General features: G+C 53.2%; 14 protein-coding genes. 7 read left to right on the forward strand and 7 right to left on the reverse strand.

Features of this window, described 5'->3' with window-relative positions; genetic code table 11:
* Positions 1-45 precede the first annotated feature (45 nt).
* Entirely contained in the window at positions 46-855 is an 810-nt protein-coding gene (locus CLV60_RS28640; RefSeq protein ID WP_106598835.1) for an AraC family transcriptional regulator, read from the reverse strand.
* Positions 856-889: 34 nt separating this feature from the next.
* Positions 890-1,747, reverse strand: a complete 858-nt coding sequence (locus CLV60_RS28645; RefSeq protein WP_106598836.1) for an NAD(P)H-binding protein — start codon at positions 1,745-1,747, stop codon at positions 890-892.
* A 165-nt stretch (positions 1,748-1,912) separates the two neighbouring features.
* On the opposite strand from CLV60_RS28645, the gene CLV60_RS28650 reads away from it, so the two are divergent.
* From CLV60_RS28650 to CLV60_RS28660, 3 genes are all read left to right on the forward strand, one after another.
* Entirely contained in the window at positions 1,913-3,157 is a 1,245-nt protein-coding gene (locus CLV60_RS28650) for a Na+/H+ antiporter (RefSeq protein ID WP_106598837.1), read from the forward strand.
* Positions 3,158-3,306: 149 nt separating this feature from the next.
* Positions 3,307-4,287, forward strand: coding sequence for an alpha/beta hydrolase (locus CLV60_RS28655; RefSeq protein WP_106598838.1), 981 nt, complete (start codon positions 3,307-3,309; stop codon positions 4,285-4,287).
* A 207-nt stretch (positions 4,288-4,494) separates the two neighbouring features.
* A complete protein-coding gene (locus tag CLV60_RS28660; RefSeq protein WP_106598839.1) occupies positions 4,495-5,745 on the forward strand; it encodes an SGNH/GDSL hydrolase family protein in 1,251 nt (416 codons plus the stop codon).
* Here the strand turns inward: CLV60_RS28660 and CLV60_RS28665 are convergent.
* Entirely contained in the window at positions 5,735-6,130 is a 396-nt protein-coding gene (locus CLV60_RS28665; RefSeq protein ID WP_229211173.1) for a LytR/AlgR family response regulator transcription factor, read from the reverse strand. The genes CLV60_RS28660 and CLV60_RS28665 overlap by 11 nt on opposite strands.
* A 221-nt stretch (positions 6,131-6,351) precedes the next feature.
* Here CLV60_RS28665 and CLV60_RS28670 point away from each other — a divergent pair, with 221 nt between their 5' ends.
* The 4 genes from CLV60_RS28670 to CLV60_RS28685 all read left to right on the forward strand — a co-directional run bounded on the left by CLV60_RS28670 (position 6,352) and on the right by CLV60_RS28685 (position 12,491).
* Positions 6,352-6,915: a Crp/Fnr family transcriptional regulator gene (locus tag CLV60_RS28670; protein WP_146151610.1), complete on the forward strand. Its 564-nt coding sequence runs from the start codon at positions 6,352-6,354 to the stop codon at positions 6,913-6,915.
* Positions 6,916-7,019: 104 nt separating this feature from the next.
* Positions 7,020-8,051 carry an efflux RND transporter periplasmic adaptor subunit gene (locus CLV60_RS28675; protein ID WP_106598841.1) on the forward strand — a complete coding sequence of 344 codons (1,032 nt, stop codon included), beginning with the start codon at positions 7,020-7,022 and terminating at the stop codon, positions 8,049-8,051.
* Positions 8,052-8,059: 8 nt separating this feature from the next.
* Positions 8,060-11,164 carry an efflux RND transporter permease subunit gene (locus CLV60_RS28680; protein WP_106598842.1) on the forward strand — a complete coding sequence of 1,035 codons (3,105 nt, stop codon included), beginning with the start codon at positions 8,060-8,062 and terminating at the stop codon, positions 11,162-11,164.
* On the forward strand, positions 11,154-12,491 hold the full coding sequence (locus CLV60_RS28685; protein WP_106598843.1) for a TolC family protein: 1,338 nt from the start codon (positions 11,154-11,156) through the stop codon (positions 12,489-12,491). Before CLV60_RS28680 ends, CLV60_RS28685 begins: the two co-directional genes overlap by 11 nt.
* 83 nt (positions 12,492-12,574) lie before the next feature.
* Here the strand turns inward: CLV60_RS28685 and CLV60_RS28690 are convergent, their stop codons facing one another.
* From CLV60_RS28690 to CLV60_RS28705, 4 genes are all read right to left on the reverse strand, one after another.
* Positions 12,575-14,326, reverse strand: a complete 1,752-nt coding sequence (locus tag CLV60_RS28690) for a RagB/SusD family nutrient uptake outer membrane protein (protein WP_106598844.1) — start codon at positions 14,324-14,326, stop codon at positions 12,575-12,577.
* A gap of 21 nt (positions 14,327-14,347) precedes the next feature.
* On the reverse strand, positions 14,348-17,461 hold the full coding sequence (locus CLV60_RS28695) for a SusC/RagA family TonB-linked outer membrane protein (protein WP_106598845.1): 3,114 nt from the start codon (positions 17,459-17,461) through the stop codon (positions 14,348-14,350).
* 341 nt (positions 17,462-17,802) lie between these two features.
* Positions 17,803-18,855, reverse strand: coding sequence for an FAD:protein FMN transferase (locus tag CLV60_RS28700; RefSeq protein ID WP_229211174.1), 1,053 nt, complete (start codon positions 18,853-18,855; stop codon positions 17,803-17,805).
* Positions 18,831-20,051: a Gfo/Idh/MocA family protein gene (locus CLV60_RS28705; protein WP_106598847.1), complete on the reverse strand. Its 1,221-nt coding sequence runs from the start codon at positions 20,049-20,051 to the stop codon at positions 18,831-18,833. The genes CLV60_RS28700 and CLV60_RS28705 overlap by 25 nt, the downstream gene beginning before the upstream one ends.
* Between the last annotated feature and the right edge of the window lie 253 nt (positions 20,052-20,304).

Genomic DNA, 20,304 nt, shown 5'->3' on the forward strand with positions numbered 1-20,304 from the left:
TAATGTAAAAGTGGGCGCCGGCTTTGGTGCCCACTTTTTTATCGCCTACGACTGAACCAGCACCGGGAAATTCTCCACGGTCTCCTGGATGCGCTTCCTGAATTGAAACGGCGTGAGGCCGGTAAACTCTTTGAAATTGCGGATGAAATGCGACTGGTCGGCATATTCCTGCTCAAAGGCGATGTCGGAAAGTTTGTCGTACGACTGGCTGCGGAGCTGGTTGAGCGAGGCCTGGAAACGGCATATCCGTGCAAATAGCATGGGCGACAGGCCGATGCCTTCCTGAAAACGCCTTTCGAGCGTGCGCTCCGATACTTGCAGTTCAAGCCGGAGGTCTTTCATGGAAACACCACCCTGCGACTGGATAATGCGCTGCAATGCGTACCGCGTGGCGGATTGCAGCATGTGATCGTTGCGGCAAATCTGCTCCCAGAGGCATTCGGAAAGGATATGGGCCTTGGCTTTCACATCGGCGGCGTTCTCTAACCTTTCCATCAGTTGCTTGCCGTTCAGGAAAAGGTCCAGATCGAGGCAGTCGTCGGTCAGCTCGTTGGAATCTATGCCGAAAATGGATTTCAGGGCGTGCGGATAGAAATAAACGCCAATAGTGCTGAAAGTGGCGGGCGACACGATGCGGGTGTGCGCGGTCGATTGCCCGTACAGGAATACCGACGACAATTCCTTTCCCTCCTGAAAGAATGCCCCCGGCGCTTGCTGGAAAATGATCCCCGGAGAGCCATCGGCGATGGTCACGAAATGCACCTGCTCGTCGGGCCGCCCCGAACTTTCGAGTGCCCAATAGTATCGGACATAGTCCTGCAAATGCGGCGGCGGCTGGATCTGGTGGTATTTCATGGCTATTGAGTTGTGAGGCAAGTTACCGATTTTTTCAAAACAATCCCCGCAGATATTCCTGAACACCAAGCGGTTTGCGGCCCAGGAACCCTTCGAGGGAAGGATGCGTCTTGTCAAATTCCCCTGCCCGGATACTGTCGGCCATACTGGCGTAAAAACCGGCCTCCTCTTCATCCAATCCGAAACCGAGCAGGCCTTTGCGGTAATCTTCCGGCGAAATGTCGGTATGCGCAGCTTCCTGATAGCCCGCAATGTCCTTCAATTTCAATGCGACATCCGCAAAACTGAACGTTTCCGACCCGGTAATATCGTGCGTGGAATTGTCGAATGCGGGTCCGGTGAGCACATTGGCCAATGCCTCGGCAATATCCTTTCGTGAGGCGAAACTCACACGTCCGGTGCCCGATGGATAGAAAATCCGGCCGTCGCCCATGGCTTCGCCGATGAACAGCGGAATGGTTTCATGGTACATGCTGTTGCGGAAAAAGACGTAGCGCATCCCGCTCTGGCGGATCAGCGCCTCGGTATTCCGGCAAATGTGTGCCGCATGGAAATGTGCCGACTCTTCCGGAAAAAGCGTGCTGGTGTAAACGACTTCCTTCACACCGCATTTCACCGCCGCATGTACCACGCGCGTTTCCTGCGCCATCGCACGGATGCCCGTGGCCGAGGCCGAGATTTGCAATAACCGGTGCACGCCGGTCAGCGCTTGCTCCAACGACTCCTGGTTTTCATAATCGGCCACATGGATGTGTATGCCTGAGCCTGCATAGTCGCTGAGTTTGTCAGCGTCACGCACGATCGCGACGATGTTTTCCGGCTGCGTTTTTTTCAATAAAAATGAAAGGGTGGCTTTCCCGAGGTTTCCGTTTGCTCCTGTAATAGCTATCATTGTTTTGTTTGTTTTAGTTTAAAGCAAAACTAGACGCCGTCCGTCCCTCAAAATAGAACAAAACCGACAGGCCTGATTTTTGGCCCGGTAGCCTTGATTTTTCCCAATCATCCTTAGATTTGAAACGACAGACCCGAGCGTCGTCAGCCCCAGAAATTCAGTATTATGGAGAATTACAGTATCGTCATCTTTATTATGGCTATCATGATCGGCCTTTCCGCTATGGCCGATAGCGTCAGGATACCCTATCCTGTGTTGCTAATTACGGCTGGGATCGCCATCGGGTTCATTCCCGCGTTACCCGTCATCGAGCTCAATCCGGAAGTGGTGTTCCTGATATTCCTGCCTCCCTTACTATATGATGCTGCCTTCAATATCAACTTTCAGGATTTCAGGACCAATATCAACACCATCAGCACGCTCGCCATTTCGCTTGTATTCATCACAGCATCCGGCATTGCGGCGGTGTCGTACTACCTCATTCCCGGCATGACCTGGCCGCTGGCATTCGTCCTGGGATCCATATTGTCTGCCACCGACGCCGTTGCCGCCATGAGCATTACCAAAGGCCTTGGCCTTTCTTCCAAAACCAATACCATTCTGGAAGGTGAAAGTTTGGTGAACGATGCGTCTGCATTGGTTGCGTACCGGTTTTCGGTAGCAGCGGTAACCGGCTCCGCATTCGTATTCTGGCAAGCCTCCGCCGAATTTGCCGTATTGCCGCTAGGCGGCGCGATCGTTGGGCTGGTCATCGGGCGGATACTGGGCTTCATTATTATGCGCATCCACAACAATGCGCAGGCGACCATCGGCATGATGCTTCTGATGCCCTTCGTGGCCTACCGGGTGGCGGAAGAGCTCGAAGTATCGGGCGTGATCGCGGTCGTGATCCTCGGCCTCGGTATCGCCGATTTTAGCAAGAAGATTTTCCCCGACCGCCTCAAACAGCAATCCAAAACCATCTGGGAGATCATCATTTTCCTGCTCAACGGACTCATATTTATCCTTATAGGACTGCAATTCCCGTACGTGATCAAAAACATCAGCAGCGATCAGCTCCTTCCCTATATCGGTTATGCATTGATTATCACCATTATCGCGCTCATACTCCGTATGGTGCGCGTGTTCTGGCAACGGGCCAACCTCCAAAAAGGCTTCGAAAGCGGTCGCGGCAGGATCAGCGAAAATGCGTTGCTCGATTTCAAGAACAGCCTCATCATCAGCTGGTCGGGCATGCGCGGCATCGTCTCACTCGCCATCGCCATCGGTCTTCCCACGCACCTGCACGACGGCACGCCCTTCCCGCTCCGCGACGCGATTATCTTCATTTCGGTAGCTGTGGTGCTGTTTACACTGATTGGGCAGGGATTGACGCTGCCCTGGATTGTGAAGCGGCTGGGAGACGCCTGATCTGTTTCAACCTGTCAAACTTTTTTTCAATTTCCCACCTTTCTTAACCTAGGTTAATGTTTCCGGTTTCCCGCTGGTCTAGTTTTGTCATATCAAATCAATCGCAACAAGGCAAAACAAATATTAAATCTCAAAAACCTTTTAAGATCATGGAAACTCTGAATATCATCGACCCAGCCAACGACCCTGCTATTTTTGAAGATGTAAAAACTTTCCTCAACGCCCTGAACTCGGGAGGCGGTACCCCGCTGGAACAACTTTCACCCGCAGACGCACGTAACGTGCTCGTAGGCGCTCAAAATTCCGTAGAGGTGGATTTGTCGGGCATCGAAACCAGCGAAAAAACCATTACCCAGGACGGCCTTACCGTCAAACTCGATATCGTAAAACCAGCAGGTGCCACCGAAAAACTGCCGGTGTTCATCTTCATTCACGGCGGTGGCTGGGTACTTGGCGATTTTCCTACCCACAAACGCATTGTCCGCGACCTCGTGGTGTATTCAGGCGCAGCAGCGGTTTTCGTGAACTACACTCCATCACCCGAAGCGAAATATCCCGTGGCTATCAATGAAATATATGCGGCAACCAAATGGGTGGCCGAACATGGCGACGAGATCAACGTCGACGGCAGCAGGCTGGTAGTGGCCGGTAACAGCGTGGGCGGCGACATGGCTGCCGTTACGGCCTTGAAAGCCAAAGACAACAATGGCCCTGAAATCAAATTGCAGGTGCTCCTCTGGCCGGTAACCGACGCCAACTTCGAAACCGTTTCGTACAACCAGTTTGCCGAAGGCCGCTTCCTGACCAAAAACATGATGAAATGGTTCTGGGATAACTACACCACCGATCCCGAAGAAAGAAAACACCGCTACGCTTCCCCATTGCAAGCGACCACGGAACAGCTGCAAGGCCTGCCTCCTGCCCTGGTGCAAACCGCTGAAAATGACGTTCTCCGCGACGAAGGCGAAGCATATGCCCGCAAACTGGAAGCCGCCGGCGTTAAAACCACATTGGCAAGATACCAGGGCCTGATCCACGACTACGGCCTGCTGAACCCACTGGCCAATGTCCCTGCCGTTCAGGGAGCGCTCCTTCAAGCCGGTGCCGCTATCCGCGAGGCTTTGAAGTAATTTCAGTACATACTACTACACGGAAACGGGTTATGCGAAAGTGTAACCCGTTTTTTACTTTTTGATACTCCTACCTGTCAGATTATCAATTAATTATAAATATTTTATAAAAAAATAAGAGAATAACGTGAATATTCCGGTCGTTTTGTGTGTCTAGATTTTGAGTAAGCGGTTATCTTGCCGCACCTAAATCCTTACAGTGATTCTATGACGCAAAGACAAATCGGGGCAATTGCCGTATTTTCAGGCTATCTGCTCCTGGCCATCACAGTGTACCGATGGCAACTATTCACACACTTCGTTTGGACGATCCTGCTTTTCAAAGCACTCGTTCCCATTGCATTTGTGCTCTTTTGCTGGTCGGTTACCCGGCTGCTCAAAATGCCTTTCTGGACGGCGCTGCTGATTCCGGCACTCGCCGAAATGGCCTCCTATTTTTACATCCGGCATACGATCGCGGTCAATCAGCATACCGAGAGACACGAGGTGGGTGTACTCGGAAAATGGATCAACTACCGCGACGTGATCCAGTTCAACCGGCATTTTGCCAGCTACTCGCCCGACCTCGGCTACGTGCTCCGGCCCAACAGCGAAGGGGTGCATTCGAGCCTGGAATACAGCAATACATTCAAAATCAACAGCTTCGGCGTACGAGATAACGAAAGCTCCCTCGATAACCCCGAGCTGGTGTTCCTCGGCGATTCCTTCACCATGGGCTGGGGCGTGGACGAAGATCAGACCTACGCCGACCTTACGGGCCGGAAACTGGGCGTCAAAACGCTGAACGCCGGGATTTCATCCTACGGTACCTACCGCGAAATGCTGCTTTTCTCTAAAATGAAACGGGATTCCGTGAGGCTGGTGGTGTTGCAATATTGCGATAACGATTTCGAGGAAAACGAAGCACGCAACGAGCCCCGCAACGACCCTCAGCAGCTGACACCAAAAACATTTGAAAATACCGCGACTTTCAACCGCATCAACGAAACCTATTACCCGATGCGCTACACCTATTTTTTCGTGCGGGAAAAGGATCTGCTCAAACGGATCTGGACGAGCCCGGTACAGGTGTTCCGCGAGATCGGCGGCGCATTGTCGTCATGGCTGGGAGGCAGGCAGCTCGACGTCGTGACGCCGCCGGATATCAAAACGCCTGCCGAAACGAAGCCCCAGGCGGAGTACTTTTTCAAATCGCTCGCCAAGATCCGGAAGTTTTACAAAGGCAATATCGTGGTCATGCATCTCGACGGCCGCTATACCCGCCCCGAAATGATCCGCGCGTTTGAAGCGGAAGCGCAGCGAAGCGGCGACGGGCATCTGTTTTTCCTGCATACCGACGAGCTCCTCCAAGCACAGGATTACTACCCGGTCGACGGGCACATCAAAGCGTCAGGGCATGCGAAAATCTCGGAAGCATTGGTCAAAATGGTTGGCGAGAAAAGCTTGCTTACGCGCTGATGCGCTGCATACGCTCCCCGAAAATGCCGATAATTTCCTTTGTTTTGCGACGGCTCACGACGGCTTCGTTGCCGCAGCGCATTTTAAGGACGCGGCCGTCTTCCGCGCAGCCGATCACGTAATCGGCGTTTACAAGGAACGACTTGTGCACGCGTATGAAGTTAGTATCGAGCTTGCAGGCCAGCCATTTCAGCGTTTTGCAGATCAGGTATTTCCTGCCCGCACAGGTGTATACGTAGGTGTAATTGCCATCGCCTTCGAGAAATGAGATTTGCTCTGCGTGGATCCTAAGCGTTCTTCCCATGAAATGCACCGAGAGCTGCGCCGGGAGGGCCGATTGCTGGTTTGGGGAAAGGGAATAATCGAGCGTACCGATGGAATTCATAATAAAAAGGAATAGAGCTGAATGGATAATAGCACGTGTAGTAGTCGTTTGATAATTCAAAACTATAATGCATCGAATAGCCCGTGTAACCCACTACATGTGAGGCGGGTTTGGCTTTAAACCCGGGGAAAGCCGGCCTAAATCCGGCGTCGCATTGCTTATAATTGATTTGAAATAGTTATGTTAGGCGTGTCCTGGCGGCCGACCGGGCCTATACGCGTATGGAACTGCTTCAATTTGTAAAACAACACATATCATTATCTCCGGAACTGGAAACGCTGGCTATGGCGGCATTCAAGACGGAAGAGCTGGCCAAAGGCCATCAGCTATTGCCGCCCCATAATTTTTCCCAAAAAGTGTTTTACCTGGAAAAGGGCATCGCGCGGACCTTTTATATCAAGGACGGCAAAGACATTACCCATTCGTTCATACCCGAAGCCACTTTCTTTGTATCGATTGAAAGTGTGTTTTTCAATAACCCCTCCCCTTATGGCGCCGAAATTCTTGAAAACAGCGTCGTACGTACGATCGTTTATCAGGATCTCGAAAAGTACATCGATGGTTCCCTGGCATTGCAGAAACTGAGCCGTTTGGTAATGATCAATGCGGTGAAGACATTTTCGGACAAGCTGTATTCGATCCAGTTTCAATCGGCACAGGAGCGGTATAATTCCATGCTCGAAAAATTCCCCGACATCATGCTTCGCGTCCCGTTGGGGCATATTGCGTCGTACCTGGGCATCACGCAGGAGACGTTAAGCCGGATCAGAGCTGGAAAAGTTTGACATTTTTTCAATATTAGGTTACTTTTTGATTTAGATCAAAAGCATTGCCATCAATCGGGGCCAATTTTGCACCAGGATATTAAACCTAACGGTCGTCCATTCTTATGAAAAGCAATCCTATCTATCTCATTCTCACTATGGCTGCGCTCGCGGGCTGTAACAAACCCGCCGATCAGGCCAAATCCGTTGAAAAGCCGCTACCGGTCGTAACCCGGCAGGCGCAGAACATTTCCGCCAACAACCAGATCTCCGTCAGCGGCAACATCGAGGGCAACAAAACGGTGCGCCTCGGTTTTATGGTGGGCGGAAAGATCAATTACATCGCCGCCGCAGAAGGCCAGCTCGTGAAGCAAGGCCAGCTGCTATCGAGCCTGGACCCCGGTAATTACAGCATTGCCAAGGAAATAGCCGATGTGCAAGTAGCTCAGGTACAGGACGAATACGACCGCCTAAAAGTGATGCACGACCGCCGCAGCCTCAGTGAAAGCGATTTTGCCAAAGTCGGCTTCGGCTTGCAGCAGGCCCGCGCACAGGAGAAGCTCCACGCGAAAAACTTATCGGATACGAAGCTGTTTGCCCCGATCAGCGGCGTCATGCTGAAAAAGATGGCGGAAGTAGGTGAGATCGTCGGCGTGGGTACGCCGCTGTTCGTCGTGTCGGACATCCGCACGGTGAAAGTGAACGCGTATATCCCCGAAAGTGAATTGCACAATATCAAACTCGGGCAGGAAGCCAAAGTCCTGGTTTCGTCACTGAGCGAGACATTTACAGGAAAAGTAATCGAGGTAGGTTCCGCGGCCGACGCGGCTTCCCGGGCATTTACCATTAAAATAGCCCTCCAAAACCCCAAACTGCTGATCCGCCCCGGCATGATCGCCGAGGTAACATTGGCCTCCAACCAATCTAAAAAAGCGCTGGTACTGCCTACCGAGGCCGTTTTGCGCGACCTCGACAACCAGAGCTACGTTTTCGTGGCCGACCCCGACCGCAAAATCGCGCTGAAAAGGAAAGTTAGTCTAGGACAACTCACCGATAACCAGATCGAAATTACTTCCGGCATCAACGAAACCGACCGCGTGGTAACCGGCGGGCAACACAAGCTCACCGACGGCACCGCCATTTCCATCACCCAATAAGCTGCGTTATGAACTTTGTCAAATCATCCCTGAAATATCCGCAGGTGACGCTGTCGGTATTGCTGCTGGTGTTTGCGGTAGGCGTTTATTCGCTGCTGAACATGCCCCGGCGCGAAGATCCGAAGATCACCGTCCGGCAAGGCCTGGTCCTGGCCTATTTCCCCGGCGCCAACTCCGCACAAGTGGAAGACCAGGTGACCAAGAAACTCGAACAGTATCTTTTCCAGTTTGAAGAAATCCGCAAGGACAAAACCTACTCGACCTCACAGGACGGCATGGTGGTGGTGAATGTGGAACTGGGCGAAAATGTTAAAAACCCCGACGTATTTTGGAGCAAACTGCGCCACCAGCTGCTGGTAGCCAAGCAGGTAGACTTTCCAAAAGGGGTCCGCGGCCCGATCGTAAACTCCGATTTCGGCGACACCGAGGCATTGGTGATCGGCATTGAAAGCGACAAGGCCACTTATGCGCAGCTCAAAGATTACACCCAGAAACTGGAAGACGTGCTCCGGACCGTCAAATCGGTGTCCAAAATCAAGCGCATCGGCGAGCAGAAAGAGCAGATCACGGTTACTTCGAGCTCCGAGAAGCTTTCTCAATATAATGTCAAACTGTCGTCCGTGGTGCAGGTTCTGCAATCGCAGAATGTGATTAGTCCGACAGGAGATATCAAAACCGCAACGAGCCAGACGCCACTGTACACGTCGGGCTATTACAATACCGAAAATGAAATCGCAAACCAGATCGTGGGTGCCTCTAAAACAGGGGAGCTGATCCGGCTGGGCGATATTGCGCAGGTGAACCGCGAATATGCCGAGCCTACCAGCAAAACCACCGTCAACGGACGTAATGCGATGATGCTTGCCATCCAGATGCAGGAAGGGAACAACATCGTGAAGTTCGGAGAAGAAGTGAATGCCAAACTGGCCGAAGTGGAGAAGCTGCTCCCCTCCGACGTCACACTGACCACGATCGTGAACCAGCCGAAGCTCGTGGATGAGAACATTACACACTTCATCCGGGAATTTTTCCTGGCCATATTCTCGGTGGTAATCGTCGTGATCCTGCTCCTGCCGATCCGCATTGCTGCGGTAGCCGCGATGGCCATTCCGATGACGATCGCCGTGACATTCGCATTGCTCAACGCATTTGGTATCGAACTGCACCAGGTATCGCTCGCTGCGCTGATCGTCGTGCTCGGTATGGTGGTGGACGACGCCATTGTGATCGCCGACAACTATGTGGAGCTCCTCGATGAGGGTATCGACCGCTGGACAGCCGCCTGGCGCAGCGCCACCGACCTCGTAATCCCCGTTTTGGCAGCTACGGTAACCATTATCGCCTCGTTCATGCCGATGGTCATCCTGACCGGTTCTGTCGGCGAGTTCATCCACGCATTGCCCGTAACTGTGGCCATTGCATTGGCGGCCTCGTTCATCGTGGCCATGATCCTGACGCCTTTGCTTTGCTATACCTTCATCAAAAAAGGCCTTCACGACCACAGCGCGGAGGAATCCGAGAAAAAGAAACGCATTACCCTGCTCGACCGCATGCAGAACGGCTACAATGCCGCCCTCGAATGGTGCGTGAGGCATTCGGCGCTGACGATCGGCGTCAGTTTGCTCACCGTGGTGCTGTCGCTTTTTGTATACCAGGGTATTAAACAGAAATTCTTCCCGGCAGCGGAACGGAATCAGTTCGTGATCGAACTATGGATGCCGACGGGTACCAAGCTCGACCAGACAAGCCAGGCCATTCTGAAAGCAGAAAAACTCGTCAAAGGCGATCCGCGCGTGACCTCTTACGCGACGTTCACAGGCACGAGCGCGCCCAGATTTTACTATAATTTCTCCCCCGAAGTGCCGGTGACCAACTATGCACAGATCCTGATCAACACCACCGACGAAAAAACCGCTGAAGCATTTGCCCACGAACTCGAAGGCAAAGTGGCCGCGCTGATCCCCGAAGGTTCACCACAGGTGAAACTGATGCAGCAGGGCTCTCCTTATAAATCGCCTGTGGAAGTGCGCATTGTTGGCGACGACGTGGCCCGCCTCAAGGCGATCGGCTCGCAGGTGCAGGAGATTCTCAAAAATGCGAAAGGGAGCTCGATGGTTCGCCCCGATTTCCGCGAGGATTATTACGGCATCAGCATTCAGCTCAAAGACGAGGCCAACAAGCTCGGCTTTACCACCGGCAGCATTTCGCAAATGGTATACACCGGTTTCAATGGCGCCCCCATTTCGACCATGTACGAAGGGAATAATCCGCTCGACATTGTGTTCCGCCTCGACGAGCGTAACCGCCAGTCGTCCGACAACCTGGAAAACATTTACCTGGCCTCACCGGTAACCGACGCCAACGTGCCCTTACGCCAGATCGCCGACCTGAAACCGCAATGGCAAACCGGCAAGATCATGCACCGCAACGGTGTGCGGACACTCACCATCCTGAGTGAAACCGAAGACGATGTCCTACCTGCCGAGCTGGTCAAAGAAGTGAAGGATAAAATCGCGGATATCCCGTTACCCGCGGGTTACCGGATCGAATACGGCGGCGAGCAGTTCAATAAGAACGAGACGTTCAGCCAGATGATCGTCGTGCTGGTTATCAGCCTGGTGCTCATATTTTTCATCCTGCTGTTCCAGTTCCGCAGCCTCAAAGAAGCGGCGCTCGTGATGCTCACGATCCCGCTCAGCTTATTCGGCGCGTTGATGGGCCTCTATATCACGCATAACAACTTCGGTTTCACCGCATTTGTGGGACTGATCAGCCTTTCGGGGATTGTGGTACGGAATGCGATCATCCTGGTGGACCATACCAACGAGCTGCTCGGCCACGGCATGGACATCCGCACGGCCGCCATCGAATCCGGCAAGCGTCGTTTGCGCCCGATATTCCTCACTGCGATGGCCGCGGCGATCGGCGTACTGCCGATGATCCTGTCGGGATCGCCGATGTGGAGCCCGCTAGCGAGTGTGATCGCCGTCGGGGTGATCTGGTCGATGGTCATGGCACTGCTTACGGTACCAGTGCTGTACATCGCGATGATCAAACCGCATGATAAAAAAGACCTGATGGTAACACCTGTTGCTGAACACCATGAAAACTAAGCTGATATTCCCCATACTCACACTCTGCGCGGCCGCACTCGTCCCCGCGTACGCACAGCAGGCGCAACCGCTCACGCTCGAACAGGCCGTGGACATGGCATTGCAGAACAACCATTTGCTCAATGTGCGGAAGTTGCAGGTATCCGAAAAAGAAGCCAAAGTAGCCGAAGACGCGATCAAACGATATCCGGTCGCGTCGGTGAGCTCGTCGTACCAGTACAATGCCAACCTCGGCCAGCTGGTAATCGAACAAGGCTCATTCGGTGCGCTGCCCCTCGGCGGGACGACCATTGCATTGCCGAATGAGGAAAAGACGTTCCCGCTGGGGAAACACCACAATTTCAATGCAGGTGTAACACTCTACCAGCCGATTACCCAGCTCGGAAAGATTAAAACCGGCATTGAAGTAGCCAAGACCGATGTCGAGCTGGCCCGCCATGAGCAGTCGAGGGCATCTTTGCAGATCAAACAGGCGATCGAGAAGCTGTATTATGGTTTGCTGATCACGCAGAAGCAGCAGGAAGAGGCGAATGCAAAAATCAAGCTGGCACAAATGCGGCTGTATGATGTGGAAAGCGCCTTGCTTTCAGGCAAAACCATTGATGTAAACAAAGCCGGCCTCCAAGCAAACATCGCCGACGAGGAGCAGAATCTCCTGAAACTCCGCATTCAAACCGAAGATTATACGGCCGATTTGAAACAGCTCACCGGCATTGAAGCGGATAGCGTCACGCTCGCTCCGGTCGCCAACATGGCCGTTGCGTCGGGCACCCTGGACAGCTATCTGACGAATGCCGCTACCACCAACAACGATATCAAAATCGCCAGCCTGACGGAAATTAAAACCCAGAAGGCCATCCGCGCAGCCGAGCAGAGCAACCTGCCCGATATCGGCCTCGTAGCGGGTTATTCGTACCAAACCGGTAACCTGCTTTTTCCGAACAACAATCCGTTCGTGGGGGCGCAATTCAAATGGAATATCCAGGACCTGGTCGCCAACAAGCAGGTGATCCGCCAGCGGCATTTCCTGAGCCAGCAAGCGCGTGAAAACCTGATTAACACGCAAAATCAGGTCAAAAACGATGTCTCGAAAACGCATCGTAAGCTCTCGCAAGCCACTGCTTTAATTGCGGTAGCCGAAAAAGCCGTGAAATACCGTACGGAAGAGCTCAAAGTTCAATCCGACAAACAGGCATCCGGCCTGAACCTCGAAGCAGATATCCTCAACACGCGTTCGTTGTTGGCCAAAGCCGAAGCCGATTTGCTGGCAGCGCAGCTGAATTACCGGTTGGCACAATCGGACTTGCAGCGGCTGGCCGGGGATTGATTGGGCTTAATCATTGAAAACGAGGTTGTATCAGGGGGAAGGGTAACACAAAGTGTGATCCTTCCCCCTGATACAACCTCGTTTTACTCAATTTTCGTCAGCGGCGGCACGTTCCGGTTCGCGCCGTCATAACCGATATTCTGGTTGATCACGCCCTTCGTATTAGCCGTAATCACGAGCGAAGGAATCGGCCACAGCACGTGGAATGGCGCCATGTTGGCGGTATTGCCCAGCAGCTGTATCTTTTTTTCGTAGGTATTATTGTACCGCATTACCCGGTCGAAATAGTAATTCTTTTCACTGAAATTGGTGAGGCTGTATCCGTTCAAACCGGCTTTGGCCATGATGTACGAAATGCGGACCAGTTCCGAATGGCGCGGCTCCTCGGCGAACAGCTCCCGCGCACGCTCGTGCAGGATGAAATCGATCGACACCTCGCCGGCCGTAATCGGCAGTGCTTTCGCACGTTCACGCACCTTGTTGATATCGGCAGCGGCCAATGCCGGCTGGTTTTTCCATAAATAGGCCTCGGCGCGAAGCAGGTAGGTTTCGGCCAGCCGGAAAATGTACCAGTCGCCGTTCCCGCCCATGGGTGTCGCCTTCGGATCATCCTGCGGATTGTACATAATGTAATGCGGCATCGCGTATACGTGCTTGAACGTATCCACCTGCGCGGCCAGGAATTTGGTATTGATTGGTTTACCAAAATCGACCGAAGCCGGATTGTTGTATTTCAATTCATGAATATCCACCCAGTTGATATCCGCGCGTCGCAAATCGGGCGTATTGCGCCAGGTATCACCTTTGTACGACCAGATATCGTACTGATAGTAGCCCGTCAGCCTGATATTGGCATTGCCCCTGCCCAATGAATCGTACATAGGACCGTTGGCTACCATCCCCGGCTTACCCTGGCTGTCGAGTACCTGCGGCTGGAACCACTGGCAATTGTAAAGCCGCATTGTGTACAATCCCACCGAACGCGCAGCCGGCGGTGCCTCGTAGCGGTCGATGGACGCCAGGATGGTCTCCGTGTTCTGGACAATGCTGAAATTTTTGGCGCGGTGCAGGTCCCAGATGAGGTTACGGTAGCCCTTCGTCGCGTCGATCCCGAAACGCTGGGTCATCAAAGCATACGGGCCGTTAATAACCTTGTTCGCAGCCTCGATCGCCTTGTCGTATTCGAGATTGGCCAGGTAGATCTTCGTCAGCAAATGATTGGCCGCGCCTTTGGTAATCACACCGGATTTCGCAGTGGCCGGTAGCCACTCTGCCGCAAACTCCACATCCGTTTTGATCTTTTCCAGGATCGTCCAGCGGCTGTGCGTCTGAAAGTCGAGCTTGGCTTCCTGTATTTCGCCGCTCAGGAATGGCACGTCGCCGTAGGAATTCACGAGGCGGTAATACCAGTAAGCCCTGTGCCAAAGCGCCTCCCCCAGGATCGCATTCCGCTCCTGATCCGACTGCCATTTAATATCGTCGATCCTGCTAATGAGTACATTACAGTTTTTAATGGAAGAATAGATGACCGTAAACATCGTCAGGAAACGGTAGTACTGATCGGTATTCGGGGTCAGGTTGTAAAAATCCAGCTGCGACCAGGGCGACGCCAGGTCGGAAGCGGCAAATTCCATCGTCAGGTTCGGCATCGTGCCGGTACTTTCGTTTTTGAGGTCCTTGCGCATGGTGACAAGCAACGCCTCCATGCCTGCCTTATCCACGAACACATTCTCCGGGCTGAAAAACGACAGCGGCTCCGGTTTCAGCCAGTCTTTGTCGCAGGCCGACTGGCTGAGCAACAACACAAATAATATGAGGTATCGAAAGGTTTTCATAAAACTCAGGTTAATGGCTGTTTACAATGAGAGATTAAGCCCGACGGTGAAATTCTTAGGCATTGGAACGTTGTTTCCGTCACTATCCCAGGCTTCGGGATCCCAGCCCGGCCATTTGGTGAAAGTGAGCAGGTTGCGCGCAGAAGCAAACACACGTACGCTGTTCACTTTCAGCTTTTTGGAAAGATCAGCCGGTAGTGAATAGCCCACATTCACATCCTGCAAGCGCAGGAACGACAGCTTTTTGTAAACCTTGATTCCCCCGCCGAAAACATTGGTATTGGTGTTCAGCCGCGCATATTCGTTGGTCGGGTTATCGGGCGTCCAGTAAGGGAAATCGTTGGTATTACGGCGGTCGTAGGTGTCGGACCCGCCCGTGCGCAATCCTTCGGCGAAAGGTGCAATATGGCCCAGCTCGCTACGCAGGAATATGCTGGCGGTGAAGTTTTTCCAGAATGTGAATTCATTGCGTAAACCGATCCGGAAGCGCGGCTGGCGGTAGCCGATAAACTGTTTGTCCAGCAACGCCTCATATTTACCGTTACCATCCACATCCTCCGCTTTGAAATCGCCCGGCTGTAATTTGTAGACTGCCGCCGCATCCTTTTCGGCCGTTTGCCAGATACCCGTCACGTTATAATTCCACACCCGGTCGATGGCCTGGCCCGGAAACCACTCATTGGAATAATCGGGCAGCTCCCTGGTAACGGTTTTGCCGTCCACCGTTTCTTCCTTATAATCTCCGAACAACCGCTTGATTTTGTTCCTGTTAAAAGAAAACACGAGCCCGCTGCGCCACGAGAAATTGGCCTGCTCGGTATTGATGATATTGATGGTCATTTCAAAACCTTTGTTGCCCAGCAATCCCAGGTTGGTGGTAATGTCCTTGAAACCGGTGATTTCCGGCAAAAGGCGCTTCATCAACAGGTCGGTGGTGGTCATGTCATAATACTCCATGCTCAGATCGATCCGGTTTTTGAGCAAACTCAGGTCCATACCGATGTTGATGGACTTCGTTTTCTCCCAAACGAGGTTCGGATTGGCGAGCGAAGTATTGTAAACGCCCACCTGCACATTGGTACCGTCATAGTACATGGCCGAGAGCAGTTGCGCCAATGCCGAATAGGCCCCAATATCCCGGTTACCGTTCACGCCCCACGATAAACGGAGCTTCATCTGGCTCACAAAATCAATATGGAAGAACTTCTCTTCCGAAATCTTCCAGGCTATCGCAGCCGCCGGAAAAACCGCCCTTGGCTGCTTGGTACCGAAAGCCGAGAAACCATCCCGACGAACCGAGGCCGTAATCAGGTATTTATCAAACAATGTGTAGTTGAGCCGCGCCATGGCTGCGTCGCCCGTGATCTGGGTGTCGTTCGTCTCCATAGCCGGGCTGGTACCATACTGCATCCCGTGGAAGCCCAGGTTCTGGTTCGGTACAAATCCCTGGTTCGCGATTTTGGAATACCAGCCGCGGTTACGCTCGGCGCTGTAAAGCAGCGTCACATCAAACTGGTGGACGCCGAACTGCTTGTTCCAATGCAAAAGGTTGTCGAGAATATACTCGTACGTGGATGCGTCCGCCCGCGTGCTATACCCGCCCGAGCGTGTGGAGCCGCCGTCGAGCGTGTTGGACGACCAGAAATTGTAGTCTTTCGAAGCCTCATACCTCGGTTGGAAGGATATCTTGTAATCAAATCCAAAAGGCAGCTTGACCTTAGCATAAAGCGAGGCAAACAGCGTGTTCACCTTTTTCATCCTCTCCTGACCATAAAAGTTGATCAGCGGGTTAGCCACGGCGAAACTGTTCGGGTACCACATCGCATTGCCGTTCTCGTCGAACATCGAGCCGTAAGGACTCATGATGAACATCTGCCCTAGGTTGGCAGGAACCGTACTCTCGTCGCGATCGGCAAACTGGCTGTTTACCCCCACATTGAGCCAGTCGGTCACTTTGAAATCCACATTGAGGCGCGAACGGATCGTCGAAAACTTGTCGCCGCGCAATATGCCTTCATTATTCTGATAACCCAGCGACCAATAGTAAGTCACATTCTGTGAACCGCCGCCGATGCTCACGTCGTAGTTCTGCCGCAACCCGGTGCGGATCACTTCCTTGTACCAATCCACGGTTTTCCCGGCCAGGTAATTTTCGGTTTCGATCGGGAAAAAGCGCAGGCGACTGAGCCATTCCTGGGTATTGTCGGCTTGCGGGTTGTTGCTGGCAGTGCGCCATTGTTCCAGCGAAACACCCACCGGTAGCGTACCCGGGTTGTCGTAATAATAAGCCGGGCGGTCCGGATTGGTAGCGCGCAGCAGGTCGCGGCGGAAGCTAAGGTAGCCGTCCTTGTCGAAAGGTTTGAAATCATTGGCAGTCTGAGCCGTCCCCACATTGGCCGAAACATTGATCACCGGCTTGCCCTTGGTACCCTTCTTAGTCGTGATCAGGATCACCCCGCCCGCGGCCCGCGCGCCAAAAACGGCTGCCGAGCTCGCATCTTTGAGAATATCCATGGTTTCGATATCGGCCGGGTTAATGTCGGCAATGCTGCCGTTGAAGATCACACCGTCCATCACCACCATCGGGCTCGAATTAGCCGTCAACGATTTCGGTCCGCGGATCTGCAATGAGCTCCCTCCCGCCGCGGAAGTGGCCTGGTTCGCATTGAAACCCGCCACAGTGCCCGTCAGCATATCGGTAAGCTGGGTCATGGGCTGGTTTTTGAATGTCTTCGAATCGATCCGGATCACGGCGCCGGTCAGGTCGCTTTTCTTCATGGTACCGTAACCTACTACCACCAGTTCATCGAGTGCATTGGTGCTCGGCTGCATCGTAATTTCAATCACCGATTGGTTCCCGACCGCCACTTCTTTCATCACATAACCTACATAACTGAATGTGAGCACATCCGACGGAGCCGCCTGCACGGCGTAGCGCCCGTCGGCATCGGTGGTGGTGCCGCGCTGGGTTCCTTTCACCACGACGGTCACGCCCGGCAAGCCCTGTTTGCTCAAACTATCGGTAATCACGCCGGTAACATCCCTCAGATTTTGCCCGTGGAGCCAGAACGGGCTGAGGCATGCAAAAAGAACAAGAATACGGGCCCAACGATGGGTGGGTAGTTTTACATGCATAAGATTATGGTTAGGAAATAAAAAATGAATTTTCAGAGGATCACAGGGCCAAAATCAGGACATAGCAAACCTTGCCTCGCAATGCGGCTGCGAAGTCATTTATGATGCGTTTTACACATCAAGCAGTATTTAATTTTGACTTATAACAATGTTACAAGGAATTTAATAGGTATCCACGCGATCGGGCAGAAATAGTACCGATAACGTTCTCGGAGGGTTGGGGGGCGCTGACGGCGGACTGTTGACCGCCGACCGCTGACGGCCGACCACCAACCATGGACCATAGACGATGGACCATGGTCGGTGGTCAACGGTCGGCGGTCGGCCGCAGGCCCCTCCCCTCAGCGTTCAGCCACCACGTAGCGACCAAAGCCAGCCGAAGCGGTATCGGCCACTGTGCCGTCGGGTTTCCGGTAAATGAGGTAGGCTTCCATACCCGGGTGGGCACGGAGTATTTCAAACGCCCCGTCGATGCCTGCGGCGAGCAACGCATTGTCGAAGCCGTCGGCGGTGATCGCTTCGGGCGCCACTACGGTCGCGCTGATGATCTCGCGCTGAACAGGGTAGCCGGTTTTAGGGTCAATGATGTGCGAAAGCCGCATCCCGCCCGATTCGCGGAACTTCCGGTAGCTGCCGGAAGTGGTAACGGCCCCATCGCCAATGCTGATTACTTCACGGATCGCCGGCGCGTCGAACACATTGGCGGAAGGGGTTTCGATGCCGATGTTCATCGGTTCATTACCCGGCAGCTTCCGGCCTTTCGTACGGATCTCCCCTCCCACTTCCACCATATAGTTCGCGATTCCGCGTGCTTCCAGGAAACTTGCCAGCACATCCACCGAATACCCTTGCGCAATGCCGTTCACATCTATCTGAACGCAGGGAGCCGTTTTCACGAGTCGGAGGCCTTCCATTTTCAATTTATCAGATCCCACACACGGCAGCAGCCGGTGAATGGCCGCGCTGTCGGGCATTGCGTCCGTAGCTTTTACCCCGAAACCCCACGCACGTACGAGCGGATACACGGTAATGTCGAAAAGGCCGCCGGTAGTTCGGTAAATCTGCATTGATTTTTCAATCACATTCGCAAAGTGAGCGTCCATTTCCACGGCTTCCTGTGACGCGTTGAACCGGCTGATCAGTGAACCCGGCTGGTAAATGGAAAGAGATGCGTCGAGGCTTTTGAAAATACTGTCTGCCTGTGTTTTACTAACCAATTTCTGATCGGCATAATACGTAATGGCATACGTTGTACCTTGCGCCTGCCCGGTAATGCGGTAGGTTTCCGGGATGCGTGCGGGGCGTAATGCGCTTGTGAGGATGCTCATTACGCCCGCTACCAGTATGACGTGATGCCAGCGCCGTTTCATCAGGCCGAATATTCGGGTTTCCAATACTGCACTTTTTCGGTGTCGGCCGCCGCATTGCCCATATGAATCGCAATGGAGCCATCGCGGCCGGTTTCGACGTTGGAAACGGGCTCCTTTTTGTTTCGGACACATTCGGCGAAGTCTTTCAACGCGAACACCGTCGGTTCCAGATCCGCTTCACCCGGCTTGCCGAACTTCACTTCCACGCCTTTGCCCTGGGTGGTGGCGGCAATGGTGGCACCCGTGACGCCATCCACGACGCCCTTGGCATTGTTGGTGATTTCGGGGTAAATGAATGCCTTGTCGCGGAGTATCTCGACAGTCGCCTTATCCCCCAGAATGCGGATGCTGTAACCATTATACGCATTGGATAATACCGAGGTCACGCTGGCTTTCACGCCATGGGGATAGTCGTAAACCGTGCGGATGTTGTCGTACGTATCCCGGCCGTCCTTCCAATAGTTGATACCACCCAGGCCCACCACCTTCAACGGACGACTGTCGGTGAGGTAATTCACAACGTCGATCTCATGTGCGCAAAGTTCCGAGAGCGGGCCGCCGCAATATTCGCGGTACATGCGCCAGTTGATAGCACGTTCCATTTTCGGGTCTTTCACGGGGAAGCGCCAGTTCGAGTTGCGGTTGTACTGACATTCGAAATGCGTGATTTTTCCCAACCAGTTTTCCTTTATAATCTCCTTCACCCGGTGATAAAGGCCATAGTAGCGGTACTGGTAACCGATTTGAAACACAAGCCCCGAAGCCTTCACCTTTTTCACGAGGTCAATCGCCTGCGGGATGTCGTACGTCATGGATTTTTCGAGGTAAATGTGTTTCCCCGCCTGCAATGCTGCCACGGCCATCGGGTAATGCAGGTAAAGTGGCGTGGCGATCACCACGGCGTCGATGGATTTGTCGTCAAGCAGCTTCCGGTAATCGGCGTAGCCTTGGGCGTTTTGAGCAGCGAGGCTCAGGCCGTTTTGCAGGTTTTCAGGAATAATATCGCAGCAGGCTACCAATTCGTAATCGGGCATTTCGTGGATGAGCGTTGCCAAACCGGCACCGCGCGAGCCGGTACCGATGATACCGAGGCGGATCTTGTCGGCCGGGCGCACTGCTTTGCCGAATGCCGGTGAAAATGCAGCAGAAAGCCCCGCTCCTGCCATCGCGGCAAGGCCGGTGGCGATAAAATCTCTTCTGGATGTAGCTGTTTGGGTCATGGGTGTAGTGGTTAGGAATGGTCGGGTGTTGTTTGGGTGGTCAAGTATTGTCAGGTATGGTCAGGTGTTGTCAAGGGTGGTCAGGCGTGGTCAGGAATAGTCAAGTGTAGTCAAGCATGGCCAGATGGTGTCAGGAATGGTCTGGGGATTGGGGATTGTCAGGTTTTGTTAGGAACGGCTTTTGATCATAAAATTATAGCAACGGGCACGTGCCCGTAAATGTAAGTAATTTTTAATCAGATCGAAATGAAAC

It is taken from the genome of Dyadobacter jiangsuensis (assembly GCF_003014695.1).
In the GTDB taxonomy this organism is placed as follows: Bacteria; Bacteroidota; Bacteroidia; order Cytophagales; family Spirosomataceae; genus Dyadobacter; species Dyadobacter jiangsuensis.

Bases quoted from the DNA above. Each gene is read 5' to 3' on its own strand.
- CLV60_RS28705 (WP_106598847.1), bottom strand. From the start codon at position 20,051: ATGACCCAAACAGCTACATCCAGAAGAGATTTTATCGCCACCGGCCTT.
- CLV60_RS28650 (WP_106598837.1), top strand. From the start codon at position 1,913: ATGGAGAATTACAGTATCGTCATCTTTATTATGGCTATCATGATCGGC.
- CLV60_RS28690 (WP_106598844.1), bottom strand. From the start codon at position 14,326: ATGAAAACCTTTCGATACCTCATATTATTTGTGTTGTTGCTCAGCCAG.
- CLV60_RS28665 (WP_229211173.1), bottom strand. From the start codon at position 6,130: ATGAATTCCATCGGTACGCTCGATTATTCCCTTTCCCCAAACCAGCAA.
- CLV60_RS28685 (WP_106598843.1), top strand. From the start codon at position 11,154: ATGAAAACTAAGCTGATATTCCCCATACTCACACTCTGCGCGGCCGCA.
- CLV60_RS28695 (WP_106598845.1), bottom strand. From the start codon at position 17,461: ATGCATGTAAAACTACCCACCCATCGTTGGGCCCGTATTCTTGTTCTT.
- CLV60_RS28660 (WP_106598839.1), top strand. From the start codon at position 4,495: ATGACGCAAAGACAAATCGGGGCAATTGCCGTATTTTCAGGCTATCTG.
- CLV60_RS28675 (WP_106598841.1), top strand. From the start codon at position 7,020: ATGAAAAGCAATCCTATCTATCTCATTCTCACTATGGCTGCGCTCGCG.
- CLV60_RS28645 (WP_106598836.1), bottom strand. From the start codon at position 1,747: ATGATAGCTATTACAGGAGCAAACGGAAACCTCGGGAAAGCCACCCTT.
- CLV60_RS28640 (WP_106598835.1), bottom strand. From the start codon at position 855: ATGAAATACCACCAGATCCAGCCGCCGCCGCATTTGCAGGACTATGTC.
- CLV60_RS28670 (WP_146151610.1), top strand. From the start codon at position 6,352: ATGGAACTGCTTCAATTTGTAAAACAACACATATCATTATCTCCGGAA.
- CLV60_RS28680 (WP_106598842.1), top strand. From the start codon at position 8,060: ATGAACTTTGTCAAATCATCCCTGAAATATCCGCAGGTGACGCTGTCG.
- CLV60_RS28655 (WP_106598838.1), top strand. From the start codon at position 3,307: ATGGAAACTCTGAATATCATCGACCCAGCCAACGACCCTGCTATTTTT.